This window comes from Okeanomitos corallinicola TIOX110 (assembly GCF_038050375.1).
Classification (GTDB): domain Bacteria; phylum Cyanobacteriota; class Cyanobacteriia; order Cyanobacteriales; family Nostocaceae; genus Okeanomitos; species Okeanomitos corallinicola.
Genome location: NZ_CP150886.1, coordinates 2,138,370 through 2,155,033 on the forward strand (window position 1 = coordinate 2,138,370; position 16,664 = coordinate 2,155,033).

Consider the following 16,664-nt stretch of genomic DNA (forward strand, 5'->3'; position numbering starts at 1 on the left):
TACAGGTTTTAGACATCTAATTTTTGGTATAACTCAGTTTAAATGAAATTGGCAGTTTAAATAATTTACTGTGGGGGTAATTATTAAAATATGAATGATCAAAATCAAGCTCAACAAACAGATTACGAAGAACTGGAAGCACTCAGAAAAGAAGTAGCAGAACTGAGAAATGAAGAAGCTGCTTTTAAAGCTCAAAGTCAGCTATTAGAAAAATTAGCATCAATGGGTCGCTCCTCTAAAGAAGGGGAGGTACTCAAAGCGGCCTTACAAACTACTTTAGATGTAGCTACTACTCAAACTTCTTCGGAAAAAGGCAGTCTATTTTTACTTGAACCTTCTGGAAGGGTGGCAGATGCAATTTTGTCACAGGAGGAATTAGTGCTAGAAAAACGCAGAAATTTAATCGGTAATGTATTGGATAAAGGTTTGGCTGGTTGGGTAGTTCGTAACCGTCAAATAGGATTAATTATAGATACTGATCAGGATGATCGCTGGTTAACTTTTCCTGATCAGCCTTATAATGTGCGTTCTGCTTTGGCTGTTCCTATTATCAGAGGGGAAGAATTATTAGGAATCATTACTTTATTGCACTCTCAACCGGGACATTTTACCCAAGAAATAGCTAATCTGATGCTGTTAACGGCTGATCAAATGGCTTTAGTTTTAGAAAATGTCCGTTTATATTCCAAACTTGAAAAATATTCGCAAGCTCTTGATGCTGAGTTAGAAAAAGGTAGACAGATTCAAATAGATTTTCTGCCCTACGAATTACTACAATTACCTAATTGGGAAATTGCCGCCTGTTTTCATCCCGCTCGTCAGGTAGCTGGAGATTTTTATGATACTTTTGAGCTTCCTAATAATCAAATAGGATTGGTAATTGCTGATGTCTGTGATAAGGGTGTGGGAGCAGCTTTATTTATGGCATTGATGCGGAGCTTAGTTCGGGTTTTTTCTTCAGAAACTCAATTGCGTGGTTTTGCTAGTCAAATTCTGGAAGAAAATCAACCTGTTAACGGATGGCTGTGCGAAACTACTTCTATTAATTTAGCTCACCTTAATGCACTACAAGCAATTACTAGAACTAATGAATATGTAGCCAAAAATCACTGGCAAATGAGTATGTTTGCGACTATGTTTTTTGGTGTTTTAGATCCAGAAACAGGCATACTAACTTATATTAATGGTGGTCATGAATCGCTATTTATTTTGAATCAATCTGGGATTAAAAAGGTAATGAAATCTACTGGGCCAGCAGTGGGAATGATGCCAGGTTCTAAATTTAAAATTGAACAGGTGCAGATGGAATTAGGCGATATTTTGATTGGTTATACTGACGGGGTGACAGAAGGAAAAAGTCCCGAAGGTAAACTATTTACAGATAAACGACTGCATGATGTGATGAATCTACCATTTTCTTCTGCCTGTGATTTGCTCACTTCTATTAAAAGTAAGTTGTTTGATTTTATGGCTGATGCACCACAGTTTGATGATATTACTATGTTGTGTGTTAGACGGGGTTGCGATGGTGGGTAGTAATTTTTGATTGTTTAAATTGTTAACTTAGCCTCAATTTATTTGAATACAAGTATTTTACCCCAGACCTGAAAAGGCTGGGGTAATTTCTTGTTAAGAGTAATATTTACCAATACAGAATACATAGGGCTTGCTGTTCGCGTAGCGTGCCGTTAGGCATACATAAAAGTGTTTCCGTGAAGGAAAGCAAGAGGCAAGAGGCACTTATACAATAGTTTTGAATATATGTTATCCTATTTTTGAAAGTTTAGAATCTCAATGCAAGGTTTTTCAACCCTTATGTGCAAAAACCCTGCACTTTTTGATCAGAAAAATCGCTATAATCTTTACCTCATCTTGCTTTTAGATTTATACAGCATCTCCTACATAAATCATATTGGTTCATATTAATAAATTTACATACATATATGGGCGTTGCTGATTTTAGGGATGAAAATGATTTTGCATAAATCTAAAAACCTTGCAGAGAGGTTCCATGGAACGTCTCTACACTAAAAAAACATCCCGCACTTATGCAATACCAATTTACATATATGTGTTGACTTCATGGTTAATACTGGTTATAGTAGCAACAGATACAGGCGCAAAGCTACAAAAAACAAAGTTTACGACTAATATATATACCAAATAAGCACAAATATCATGAATTACAACTATGTTCTGTCTAATAATTTAGTCATAGATTCTTCAGTAAGTCTTGACGCAACAATAATAAATGCTTTAGATCAAGTTCATTTGTTAGTACAGCAGAGATTACAGGCTTTTGCTCATCAGCCGGAATTTACTGAGAAGATGGGGTTGGCTTTTGGGATAGGGGTTGAAGTTGATTTTCTGAGAACGGCATGGTTAGCAGGGGATTATAGTATTTTCCCCGTTATAGAAATTCGGAATACAGAAGAGTTAAATGGCGCAAATGGGGCTTTTTCCACTGAAACAGGGAGAATTTACCTTGCACAAGAATTTATTAGCAACAATATAGATAATTTAGAATTAGCGGTTAATGTACTGCTAGAAGAGATTGGGCATAAAGTTGATGATGTTTTGAATAATACTGATAGTGCAGGGGATGAAGGAGCAATTTTCTTAGCTTTGGTACAAGGGGAAAGTCTGTCTGAAGAAGTGCTACAGAAGTAGAGAAATCTTTAACAACCACCAATGGCAATGATACGATTGTTGGCACAAATGCAGATGAAACCTTATCCGGTGGTTTAGGAGATGATAACCTCAGTAGTAGGGGAGGAAATGATAACCTCAGTGGAGATGAAGGAAATGACACCTTAGATGGTGGAGATGGGAATGATAACCTCAACGGTGGTATAGGAAATGACTATATTTATGGCGGTACTGGGGATGACACCCTTGATGGGGGAGAGGGGAATGATACCCTAGATGGTATAATAGGAAATAACATTTACCTATTTGGGAAAGGAGATGGACAAGATACCATCATCAACCCCTACAGTGATAGCACAGCCGGAAAACTCAATACCTTGCAATTTAAACCAGGTGTTCTCCCTTCAGAAGTCATAGTTTCTCAGGTATATGATAATTATTATGGCTATCAAGCATTGCAATTAAGCATTGCGGGAACTACAGATAGCGTCAAGGTGATAGGTTTCTTTTATAACTACGATACCAACAGTAGCATTAATCCCATCCAACAAGTCAGATTTGATGATGGAACTATCTGGGATATCCCAACCTTAGTAGAGAAATCTTTAATAGGTACAAATGGCAATGATACGATTGTTGGCACAAATGCAGATGAAACCTTATCCGGTGGTTTAGGAGATGATCGTTTACTGGGTGTTGGGGGAAATGATAACCTCAGTGGAGATGGAGGTAATGATACCCTGCTTGGAGGAGAAGGTAATGACATCATCAACGGACAACAAGGTAATGACATCATCAGCGGACAACAAGGTAATGATACCCTCAGTGGTGTTAACCCCAATAGCATTAACCCTGGTATTGGTGAAAAAGACACTTTACTTGGTGGTGCAGGAAGCGATCGCATTATCTTAGGCGACAGTGGTAACATTTATTATGATGATCTCAATATCACCACTAATGGTAACAGTGATTATGCCTTAATTACCGATTTTAACCCCAGTGAAGATAAGGTTCAATTACAGGGTGCAGCAACTAATTATCTTCTCCAAACTTCTGGTTCTAATACTAATCTCTTCATTGACAAAGCTGGAAGTGAACCTGATGAACTTATTGCTATATTCCAAAATGTCACGGGTTTAAATCTAACTACTAATGCCTTTGAATATATTACCCCAGTTAATGCCTTTGCTTTTGGCAGTGCAACCTACACCGCTAATGAAAGTGAAACCGCAGAGGTGACAGTTATTCGTACTGGTAGTCTGGTTGGCCAAGTTAGCGTTAATTTAATTTTAACTAATGGTACTGCACAATCTCCAGCAGATTACAATAACGCTCCTATTTCTGTCATCTTTAATGATGGAGAAAATAGCAAAACTGTCACTATTTCCATAGTTAATGATACAGATTTTGAAAGCAGCGAAACCATCAATCTGGCTTTAAGTAACCCCAGTAATGGGTTTAATTTAGGAGAACAAAATACTGCCACTCTGACTATTATTGATGATGATACTCCAGTAGTGGGAATATTATCTTTTAGTAGCGCGAACTATACTGTTAATGAAAATGGTACACCTGTTGTTGCTGTTACTATCATTCGTACAGGGGGAAGTGATGGTGCTGTGAGTGTAACATTAACCCCCACAGATGGAACAGCAAATGTAGGAAGTGATTACAATAATCAGGATATTGTCGTTAATTTTGCCAATCAGGAAACAAGTAAAACTGTTACTATTCCTATCATTAACGACAGCGTTTACGAAAACACAGAAACCATCAATTTAACTTTATCAAATCCTACAGGTGGGGCAACTTTAGGAACACAAACTACAGCAGTTCTCAATATTGTTGATAATGATGCAGTACCAGGAACAATTCAATTTAGTAATTCTGCTTATTCAATAAATGAAAATGGTACAGTTATCAATGCTGTTACTTTAACTCGCACTGGGGGAAGTGATGGTACTGTGAGTGTAACATTAACCCCCACAGATGGAACAGCAAATGCAGGAATTGATTATACAAACAATCCAATTACTGTTAGTTTTGCTAACGGAGAAACCAGCAAAACCGTTACTATTCCTATCATCAATGACACTGTTTACGAACCCACAGAAACTGTAAATTTAACTTTATCAAATCCCACAGATGGGGCAATTTTAGGAACACAGCAAACTGCAATTCTCAATATTGTTGATAATGATGCAGTACCGGGAACAATTCAATTTAGTAACACAGAATATTCAGTTAATGAAAATGGTACTCCCGTTGCTGCTGTCACCTTAACTCGCACTGAGGGAAGTGATGGTGCTGTTAGTGTGAGAGTGAATTTAACGAATGGTTCAGCAATTGCTGGAAGTGATTATACAAACAACCCAATTACCGTTAACTTTGCTAATGGAGAAACCAGTAAAACCGTAAATATTCCAATCGTTGATGACACACAATTTGAACCTGATGAAACTGTTAATTTAAGTTTGTCTAACCCAACTGGTGGTGCAAATTTAGGAACACAAACCACAGCGACATTAACTATCATCAATGATGATGTTATCAAACCCGGAACAATTAGTTTAAATAGTAGTAGCTACACAGTTAACGAAAACGGTACAGCGAATATTACTCTCTTCCGCACTGGGGGAAGTGATGGTACTGTGAGTGTGACATTAACCCCCACAGATGGGACAGCAAATGCAGGAAGTGATTATACAAATACCCCAATTACTGTTAGTTTTGATAACGTAGAAACCAGCAAAACCGTTACTATTCCTATCATAAATGACACTGTTTACGAACCCACAGAAACTGTAAATTTAACTTTATCAAATCCCACAGATGGGGCAACTTTAGGAACACAGCAAACTGCAATTCTGAATATTGTTGATAATGATGCAGTACCGGGAACAATTCAATTTAGTAACACAGAATATTCAGTTAATGAAAATGGTACTCCCGTTGCTGCTGTCACCTTAACTCGTACAGGGGGAAGTGATGGTGTTGTGAGTGTGACATTAACCCCCACAGATGGGACAGCAATTGCGGGAAGTGATTATACAAATACTCCAATTACTGTTAACTTTGCTAATGGAGAAACCAGTAAAACCGTAAATATTCCAATCGTTGATGACACACAATTTGAACCTGATGAAACTGTTAATTTAAGTTTGTCTAACCCAACTGGTGGTGCAAATTTAGGAACACAAACCACAGCGACATTAACTATCATCAATGATGATGTTATCAAACCCGGAACAATTAGTTTAAATAGTAGTAGCTACACAGTTAACGAAAACGGTACAGCGAATATTACTCTCTTCCGCACTGGAGGAAGTGATGGTACTGTGAGTGTAACATTAACCCCCACAGATGGAACAGCAAATGCAGGAAGTGATTATACAAATACCCCAATTACTGTTAGTTTTGATAACGGAGAAACCAGCAAAACCGTTACTATTTCTATCATCAATGACACTGTTTACGAACCCACAGAAACTGTAAATTTAACTTTATCAAATCCTACTGGTGGTGCAACTTTAGGAACACTGCAAACTGCAATTCTGAATATTGTTGATAATGATGCAGTACCGGGAACAATTCAATTTAGTAACACAGAATATTCAGTTAATGAAAATGGTACTCCCGTTGCTGCTGTCACCTTAACTCGCACTGAGGGAAGTGATGGTGCTGTGAGTGTGAGAGTGAATTTAACGAATGGTTCAGCAATTGCAGGAAGCGACTATTATAATAATCCGATTACGGTTAACTTTGCTAATGGAGAAATTAGTAAAACCGTTAATATTCCCATCATTGATGACAGTGTTTTAGAAAGCAATGAAACCATCAATTTAAGTATTTCTAATGCTACAGGTGGAGCAACTATCGGTACACAAAATAACGCAGTTGTCAATATTATTGATAATGATTTCAAACCTGAGTTAACTGTGAATATTACTGCGGAACAATTTACCGAAGGTAATACCATTCAAGGAACAGTTACCCGCAACACTGCAACTACAGAACCTCTGACTGTCACCTTAATTAATAGCGATATTACCCAAATTACTGTACCTGCTACAGTTACCATTCCCACAGGTGAAAATTCTGTGAACTTTAATATTACTGCCATTAATGACAGCTTAATTGAACTGCCAAAAAATTACAGTATTATTGCTACTGCTGCGGGGTTTGTGAGTGGTTCAGATAGCATTTCTGTGATTGATAATGATGCAGTTACTTTAACCTTAACAGTTGATATTAATAATATTAACGAAAATGGTGGAAAAGCGATCGCCACTGTCACCCGCAATTTCGTTACAGATATCCCCTTAGTAGTTCAACTTTCTAGCAGTGACACCACTGAAGCAACCGTTCCCGGTACTGTGACAATTGCTGGTAATCAAGCATCAGCGACTTTTGAAATTCAAGGCATTGATGATACAATTTTGGATGGTACGCAAGCTGTTGTTATTACCGCTAAACCCACCTACACTAATACAAATTTAGCGACCAATACAGGAAATGCGACTGTTAATTTGAATGTTGTTGATAACGAAAGTCCCAGTTTACAATTAACAATAGATAAGGATGTAATTGCAGAAACAGGAACAGCAACCGCAACTATTACCCGCAATACTAATACAAATAGTGATTTAGTTGTCACTCTTAATTCTAGCGATACATCAGAAGCAACTGTTCCCAATACCGTAACAATTGCAGCAGGACAAACTTCAGCTAATTTTACAATTTCTGGAGTCAGTGATGGAATTAATGATGGTAGTCAAAACGTCACTATTACTGCTTCTGCAACTGGGTTAAATAGTGGTAGTGATAGTTTAGAAGTCACAAATATTAATATCCCAGATTTAACAATTACAAATTTACAAGGTGTGCAGAACACCTACACAGGAAAACAATCACAATTTACCTATACTGTTGCTAATAATGGCATTATTGCAGCTTCAGGAAATTGGCAAGATCGAATTTATTTATCAACAGATGATCAACTAGATGCTGATGATACTTTATTAGGAGAATTTGCTTTAGGTAGTCTTGAAAATCCTGCAAATTTATTAACAGGAACAGCTTATGATCGTACAGTTCTTTATTCTGCACCCCGTACTCCAGGAGAATATTATTTAATAGGTGTCACTGATGCAGGAAATACTATTGATGAAGGGTTAAGTATTGGTGAAAATAATAATATTACAATCACCCCATTCACCATTATTCCTGCTTATAATGCGACAGTTTACACCGACACAGAAACAGGCGTAATGGGAAATCCTGTTACATTAAGGGGACAAGCATTAAGTAATAGTGATAATTCTCCTGTAGCTTACGAATTTGTCACAGTTAGAGTAGAAAATAAAGGTTATATTCGAGAATTTAACGCATTTACCGATGAAAATGGTAATTTTGTCAGACAATTTAATCCCCTAGCAGGAGAAGCAGGAACTTATAATATTAATGCTTATTTCCCTGGTTTTGCTGGTGAAGATAGTGCAGCAGAAGATCAATTTACCTTGTTAGGAATGCGGTTTGAAGAAAATGATCAATTCCTCTCTCAAGTATCCCAACGCATCACCGAAGGAATAAATTTTAATGGTTCAGTACAATTACAAAACCTCGGTGATATAGAATTATCAGGATTAACAGCTACTGTCAATGGTGCGCCTAGTGATTGGACAGTTAATGTTACTCCAGAAAAAACCAATTTAGCAGGTAATGAAGAAATTACTGTTAATTATAGTATTAACGTTCCCAATGATAATTTTCAATATTACAACTTCGCTTTCGGGTTAAGTACAAATGAAGGTGTTACTGCTAATTTACCAATTAAAGTAGATGTCAATCCATTATTACCTAAATTAGTTGCAGATACAAATAGACTGCAAGCAACTATGTTACGGGGTGATCAAACTTTAGTTGAATTTACTGTAACTAACGAAGGAGAAATAGCATCAGGGGAATTAGATATTACACTACCAGAAGCATCTTGGTTAAAATTAGCTTCCCCTGTAACTTTACCATCTTTAAATACTGGTGATTCAACTACTGTAACTTTATTATTGCAAGCCTCAGAAACACAAGAATTAACTGTTTATAATGGCAATTTAGTTATTTCTGGGGATGAAGCATCTTTAAGATTGCCCTTTGATTTTCGTGCAGTTTCCGAGGCTAAAGGTAATCTGAATATTAATGTAGTTGATGAATTATTCTTCTTTACAGAAGACTCACCTACCTTAGCAAATGCCACTATTACTTTATTAGATCCGTTTACAGGAAGTGTGATCTTTTCGGAAACCGATGCAGATGGAATTTTATCAAAAACAGATTTAGCCGAAGGATATTATAAACTGCGAATCAGTGCCGATAGTCATGATAGTTATGAACAAAATATCTATATTGATGCAGGGGAAACAGAAAATATCCAGGCATTTTTATCCAGACAAACTGTTAAATACACATGGACAGTCACACCGACAGAAATAGAAGACCGATATACAATTAGTATAGAAAGCGTTTTTGAAACAGACGTTCCCATTCCCACTATTGTTATTGAACCTGCATTCATTGACCTAGAACAGTTACAAGTTGTGGGTCAGGTAATGCAAATAGACGTTATTGCCACAAATCATGGTTTGATAGCTGCTAATGATATTAATCTCTATTTTGGCAACCATCCTTTTTATGAAGTCGAGCCACTGATTGATAACATTGATATTTTAGCTGCGAAAAGTTCAATTACAGTGCCGGTGCGTATCACTCGCATTGCAGACTTTGACACCCTGAGTAGTTCTGGTAATGAACTCTCTGTTCAATCAACTCCTTCCGTACCTTGTAGTATTTCTGCGGGTCTAGATTATTCCTATGAGTGTGCTGGCGAACAAATTTCAAGAGCTATTCCTCTACCAATCTTAAATGTTGAAGGTAACTGTGTCACTTCCGGTATTCGTGGTGGTGGTCTTGGTGCTGTTTTTGGTTTTGGAGGAGGAGGAGGAGGTGGTGGTGGTGGTGGTGGTGGTGGTGGTGGTCGTGGTGGTGCTGGTGACAGTCGTATCGTTCCCATTGAAGTTAACTTACAAGATTCTAATTGCGATCCTTCCGTGGAAAACAATAGACAAGCTACTATTAATTTAGCTCTTACTTTAGCAAGTATGATTCCTGGACCTGTGGGAGCAGCTTTTGGAGCCTTTTCTCTTTTTATTAGTGCAGTCAAATTTAACGATGGTAAAGCTGGTTATGCAGATTTTTTAAATATTGGTGTTGCAATAACTGAGATTAAATTTAAGATTAAAGGAAAGTTACAAGGTGGTGTGAATTTAGTTTCTATCCTTCTAGCCTTAGAACCATTTTTTGACGCCCGTCAGTTTGGGAGTGAGTCTATTTCAGCTAGTGATTTAAAAGGATTAGCTTTTACCTCTTCTCTTAATCAAGGGTTAGCTAATATTGCCCAATATCAAGAAAGAATCCAATCTATTTATGATACCTACCTCGCCTTTTTTGGAGATGAAGTCTGGCTGAATTTTGCCCCTGAAGAACAAGCTGCTGCTGATAATTGGTTGACAGCTTTCTTTGATAAAATGAACGGTAGCACTGCTCAAGAGGTTCTCATTACTAATGCTGAACAAGATGAATTATTAAATATACCTTTCCCATCATCTATTTCTGGCTCCGCAGTTCTCAAATTAATTAATCGCTGGAATCAAACAGTTAACAATTTTGAAAACGGTATTTACAATCAATCTCAAGTCCCTCAAGGTGAAAGCATTGACTTTATTGATATTGATCAACTTTCTACCGCATTAAATTCTTGGGAACAAGGGATAATTGATACCCAAGCAGAAGGATATAACGATATTTTTGAAGGTTTACAAGCTCTAAACAATGAATATCAACAAGCATTAGAAGGAAGTGGTGGAATTTGCGCCACTGTCAGAATCAAAATTGATCAAGAATTAGTCATGACTCGTGCTGCTTTCTTAGGTTCATTAGAAATCGAAAACGGCAATTCTACTAACTTAGAAAACCTCTCTGTCACCCTACAAATTAAAGACGAAAATGGCAATATCGTTAACGATTTATTCGGTATTACAGATCCGATTCTTAGAAATATCACCGCTGTTGATGGTACAGGAATATTAACAGGTGATAATCCCAATACTAGCGAAGATGAAGGAATAGGTAGCGCCCAATGGACATTTATTCCTACTAATTTAGCTGCACCAGAAATTCCTACTCAATACAGCATTGGTGGTTCGCTTTCATACCTAGAAAACGGTACAACTATCACCGTTCCTTTACTTTCCGCACCTATTACCGTTTATCCCCAAGCAGAACTATATTTAGACTACTTCCATCAAAGAGATGTATTTGCTGATGACCCCTTTACCAATGATATTATCGAACCTTCTGTACCTTATTCCTTAGCAGTTTTAGTTAGAAATGAAGGTAAAGGTGCAGCCAAAAATCTAAGAATTACCTCTGGTCAACCAAAAATCATTGATAATGAAAAAGGTTTATTAGTTGATTTCCAAATCATCGGTTCAGAAGTCAATGGTACAGGTGTAAGTCCCTCTTTAACAGCAGATTTCGGAGATATTGAAGCTGGAGAAACTGGCGTTGCTGATTGGTTACTCAAGTCTTCTTTACAGGGTAAATTTGTTGATTATCAAGCTACCTTTGAACATATTAATAGTTTGGGTAAAGAAGAACTTTCTCTAATTAAAGAAGTTACAATTCACGAACTCATTCACAAAGTCCAAGTTAACCATTCTAACCCTGATAACCTCCCTGATTTTCTGGTGAATGGTACTTTTGATGCCCAATTTACTCCCGATATTATCTACTTTAGTAGTGGTGGAACAGCACCAATAAATGCTGTCAAAAATGCCACTATTGATGCACCTGCAACCCTGAATGATTTAACTGTAGAAATTGCTGCTACTGTAGAAGATGGTTGGACATATTTCCGGTTAGATGAACCCAGTGATAGTCAATTTGATATTGTTAAAATTCAACGTGCAGATGGGACAGAAATTAGTTTAGATAATATTTGGACAACTGATAGAACTTTCCCCGGTACTGGTCGTCCTATCTATGAAAATATCCTCCATTTCTTTGACTATACCAATGCTGGAAATACAACCTACACCGTAACTTATGTCCCTGGTGGTCCCACTGTCACTGATATTATTGATGTCAGTCCAGATCCTATTTCTACAGCAGTTAACGCCATTACAGTTGAATTTTCTGAAGCAATAAAAGCCAATACTTTTGATTACAATGATTTAAGTTTGACTTTAAATGGTGGTAGTAATTTAATTAACTCTAGTGTTTCTATTCTTTCCTTATCTCCTAGCAGTTATCAAATTACAGGATTAAATTCTCTCACTAATAATAATGGTGAATATACCCTCACCGTTAATGCTAGTGGAATAGAAGATACATCAGGACAAATTGGGTTAGGTTCATTAACAGAAACTTGGGTAAAATCAGCCACCGGAAATGCTGATACTACTGCACCTATTGTTAATGATATTATTGATTTGTTTATTGATCCTCGTAATCAATCTGTTCCCTCTCTCACTGTTCAATTCTCAGAAAAAATTGATCTGAGTACCTTTACTTGGGAAGATGTAATACTCACTAGAAATGGTAGTACAAATTTAATCAATAATACTGTTACTATTTCTGCAATAGATGACACAACTTACCGCATTAATGGGTTATCAGACTTAACTTTAACTGATGGCAATTACAACCTCACCGTTAATGGTAGTGGTATTCAAGACTTAGCTGGTAATGCAGGAACAGGTACACAGTCAGAAACTTGGGTAATGGATACCCTAGCACCCACAGCACCTAGTAATATTGTTGTTGGTGGAATATCTGTTAATAGTACAGAATTGGAAACAGCATCTTTACAAATTCTCACCAATTCAGGGCAAATTCGCATTAATACTCTCACTCCTACTATTAGTGGAGAATTGGGTGAAACAGGGTTAAAAGTCTTTATTTACGATCAAACTACCAATGAACTTTTAACTCAAGCTACTGTTACAGATACTCAATTTAGTAGTAGTGTAGAACTTTCTTCACCGGGTGCAAGAAAATTAGAAATTCGGGTAGAAGATGCAGCAGGAAATATAACTAATTCCTCTTTAAGTCTGTTTGCCGATGTAACTCAACCTGTGATTCTGGAATTTCTCAATGTTCCCCAAACTCCAACATTAAATCCTGTTAGTTATATTGATGTTCAATTCTCTGAACAAATTAATCTCAATACCTTTGATTTCAATGATGTAACTCTTACCCGCGATGGTGAAAATATAGCAATTTCTGATGCTGTTACCATTACATATTTATCAGGTCAAACCTATCGAATTAATGGTTTAGAAACACTCACCAATACTCCTGGAACTTACAGTTTACAAGTTGATGCTACTACCATTGAAGATAACGCCGGAAATAGCGGCAATGCAGCAGAAATAGCCACATTTAATATTGCCGAACCAGCAACCCCTGGTGTGACTATTACCCAAACAGGAGGAAGTACCAATGTTACAGAAGGTGGAAATAGTGATAGTTATAATTTAGTCCTGAATACTCAACCGACTGATTCTGTGACTATTACCCTCAATTTGGGTGATGAAATTACCGCAAATAATACTACCTTTACCTTTGATGTAAATAATTGGAATCAAGTCCAAACTGTTACTATTTCCGCAGTCAATGATACCTTACCAGAAGGTGATGAAAGTAATTTAATTAGCCATGCTATTACCAGCAATGATAGCGATTATAATAATCTGACCTTGCCAGATATTACCGTTAATATTAGTGATGATGATGCCGAAATTTATGGGATGAAGTGGCATGATATTAATGGTGATGGAGTAAAAGATGCAGGAGAAAATGGTTTACCAGATTGGACTATTTATCTAGATCAAAATAATAATGGTGAATTAGATAACGAGGAAATTTCCACCATTACGGATGCAGATGGTAATTATAGCTTTACTAATTTACGTCCAGGAGTTTACACCGTTGCTGAAGTAGAACAAACAGGATGGCAACAAACTTTCCCGAATCTTAATATTACTACCACTGGTGCAGTAATTCCCCTGTTTACACCCACTTTAGATATTATTTCTCCTGCAAATAATGGGGAAGTGGAAATCAACTTTAATGCAGCTAATTATATAGTCAATGAAGATGGTACAGCAGTCACAGAAATTTGGGTAACTCGTACAGGAAATACTAACAGTGCGGTGAGTGCAACTTTAACTTTTAGTGATGGTACTGCTAAAGGTTGTGGATGTGCTGCAAGTTCTGTAAATAACGATTTCAAAAATATTCCCTTAACAATTACATTTGCAGAAAATGAAACCAGTAAACTCATTTCTGTAGAAAATGCTTTGTTAGCTAATTCTAATGCTATTAATATTCGCAATGATAGTAAAGTTGAGGGAACAGAATCCTTTACAATTCAACTAACTGATCCCACAAATGGCGCAGTAATTGGTAATCAAGGAGTAGCTACTGTTACTATTATTGATGATGAAGCACCTGAAGAAATTACCCCACCTTTAGAAAGTCCTAGTACGACAATTTCAAATCAGGGAGATAGCACTGCAACTTCTTTAATTAATCTCGATGATTTCTGGGCAGATAGCAGATTTGCTAATATTAAAGGTGATGGTTTCACCAGCGTTATTATTGACACAGGAATTGACTTAGATCATCCTATTTTTGGGGCTGATGCTGATAATAATGGCATTGCTGATAAAATTGTTTATCAATATGATTCTGCTGATCAGGATGCTGATGCTAGTGATAAAAATAATCACGGTTCTCACATTGCCAGCATCTTTAATAGTATTGCACCTGAATCTAATATTATTGCTCTGAAAGTATTTAAAGATAACGGTGCTGGTAGTTTTGCAGACTTAGAAGCAGCTTTACAATGGGTCGCCGCTAATAGTAGTGCATATAATATCGCATCTGTCAACCTTTCCATCGGTGATAGTCAAAACTGGACTACAGCTACTTCCCATTATGGTATTGGTGATGAATTAGCGGCGATCGCCTCCCAGAATATCATCATCAACGCCGCCGCAGGTAACAGTTTTTACCAATATGGCAGCAACCCCGGACTCGCTTACCCAGCCATAGATCCCAATGTGATCGCCGTTGGTGCGGTGTGGTCAGATAACTTTGGTGGTCAGAAAAACTTTGTCGGTGGGGCAATAGATTATACCACCACTGCCGACCAAATTGCCAGTTTCTCCCAACGGGGTTCTAACCTCTTAGATATCTTTGCCCCTGGTATCCTGATTACAGGTGCTAATGCTTACGCTGGTACTACCACAATGGGAGGAACTAGCCAAGCCACTGCATACATGACAGGTGTAGCAACATTAGCACAGCAAATAGCAGAGGAACAACTAGACCGCAAAATCTCAGTTAATGAGTTCCGTAATCTCCTGTATACAGACAGTATCATTATCAACGATGGTGATAACGAAAATGATAATGTTACTAACACAGGGGCAAATTACCCCCGCATAGACCTACTGAAACTAGCAGAAGGTATCCTCAACCTCAGTGGTTCAACTACTAACCCCAATCCAGTAGATTTAGGTAACAACAATAACAATGGCGAAACCAACACATCTAACAACACCATTAACCAAGTTCACACCATTAACCTGAATGCAGGTGAAGTCCGCACCGGAGTTGACTTTGGCAACCAACAAATTAGCGGTATTATTACTGGTACACCAGAAAACGATACCCTGTATGGTTCACCAGGAAATGATACCCTAGATGGTGCTGCTGGTAGAGATACAATGATAGGAGGAGACGGTGATGATACCTACATTGTTGATGATAGAGGCGATCGCATCATTGAAAACTTAGATGAAGGAACTGATACTGTTAATTCCTCTGTTAGCTACACTCTCAGAGAAAACTTAGAAAATCTAATTTTAACTGGTACTGAAAATATCTCAGGGAAAGGAAATGCACTCAATAACTTGATCACTGGTAATGGTGCGAATAATTACTTGAATGGTGGTACTGGTGATGACACTATGAATGGAGGAGAAGGAAATGATCGCTACTCTGTTGATAGTGAAAATGACCAAATTATCGAAGCAGCAGATCAGGGAATTGATACAGTCTTTTCTGAAATCAGTTGGAATTTAGGAAATAATTTAGAAAATCTCATTCTCAGAGATGGTGAAGCTATAGATGGAACTGGAAATGAGTTAAGAAACAGAATTGTTGGTAACAGTGGTAATAATAACCTGTTTGGTGGTGGTGAAAATGACAACCTGAGAGGAAATGCAGGGAATGATAATTTAGATGGTGGTACTGGTAATGATTGGTTAAATGGAGGTACTGGTGATGACACTATGAATGGAGGAGAAGGAAATGATCGCTACTCTGTTGATAGTGAAAATGACCAAATTATCGAAGCAGTAGATCAGGGAATTGATAGTGTCTTTTCCACAACCAATTGGACTCTGGGGAATAATTTAGAAAATCTCATTCTCAGAGATGGTGAAGCTATAGATGGAACTGGAAATGAGTTAAGAAACAGAATTGTTGGAAACAGTGGTAATAATAACCTGTTTGGTGGTGGTGAAAATGACAACCTGAGAGGAAATGCAGGGAATGATAATTTAGATGGTGGTGCTGGTAATGATCGCTTAACTGGAGGAACTGGTAAGGACAGATTTGTATTTAACAGTCTCAGTGAGGGAGTAGATACTATCACCGACTTCAATAGCACAGATGATGTCCTCGCATTACAATCTATATTCTCTACTTTGAACTATACAGGTGCAGATCCCATTGCTGATGGTTATGTCAGAGGTATACAATCTGGTTCAAGGACTCTGATTCAAATTGATGCTGATGGTTTGGGTAGCAATGCAGATTTTACTACCTTAGCCATTCTCAACAATTTTGATGCTAATAACTTGAGTTCCAGCAATATAGTTTTTTAG

3 protein-coding genes and 1 pseudogene are annotated in these 16,664 nt (G+C 37.4%); all 4 read left to right on the plus strand.

Annotated elements, in window-relative coordinates:
• The first annotated feature begins 90 nt into the window (after positions 1-90).
• The 4 genes and pseudogenes from WJM97_RS09370 to WJM97_RS09385 all read left to right on the plus strand — a co-directional run bounded on the left by WJM97_RS09370 (position 91) and on the right by WJM97_RS09385 (position 16,664).
• Entirely contained in the window at positions 91-1,536 is a 1,446-nt protein-coding gene (locus WJM97_RS09370) for a GAF domain-containing SpoIIE family protein phosphatase (protein WP_353932771.1), read from the plus strand.
• Positions 1,537-2,178: 642 nt separating this feature from the next.
• Complete coding sequence (locus tag WJM97_RS09375; protein ID WP_353932772.1) at positions 2,179-2,670, plus strand: hypothetical protein; 492 nt, start codon at positions 2,179-2,181, stop codon at positions 2,668-2,670.
• A 35-nt stretch (positions 2,671-2,705) separates the two neighbouring features.
• Positions 2,706-2,900, plus strand: a pseudogene (locus tag WJM97_RS09380) (calcium-binding protein); the annotation flags it as partial.
• A gap of 126 nt (positions 2,901-3,026) precedes the next feature.
• Positions 3,027-16,664, plus strand: a complete 13,638-nt coding sequence (locus tag WJM97_RS09385) for a Calx-beta domain-containing protein (protein WP_353932773.1) — start codon at positions 3,027-3,029, stop codon at positions 16,662-16,664.

What these genes read in the sequence shown, in the direction of transcription:
- WJM97_RS09370 (WP_353932771.1), top strand. Translation starts at nt 91, where the DNA reads ATGAATGATCAAAATCAAGCTCAACAAACAGATTACGAAGAACTGGAA.
- WJM97_RS09375 (WP_353932772.1), top strand. Translation starts at nt 2,179, where the DNA reads ATGAATTACAACTATGTTCTGTCTAATAATTTAGTCATAGATTCTTCA.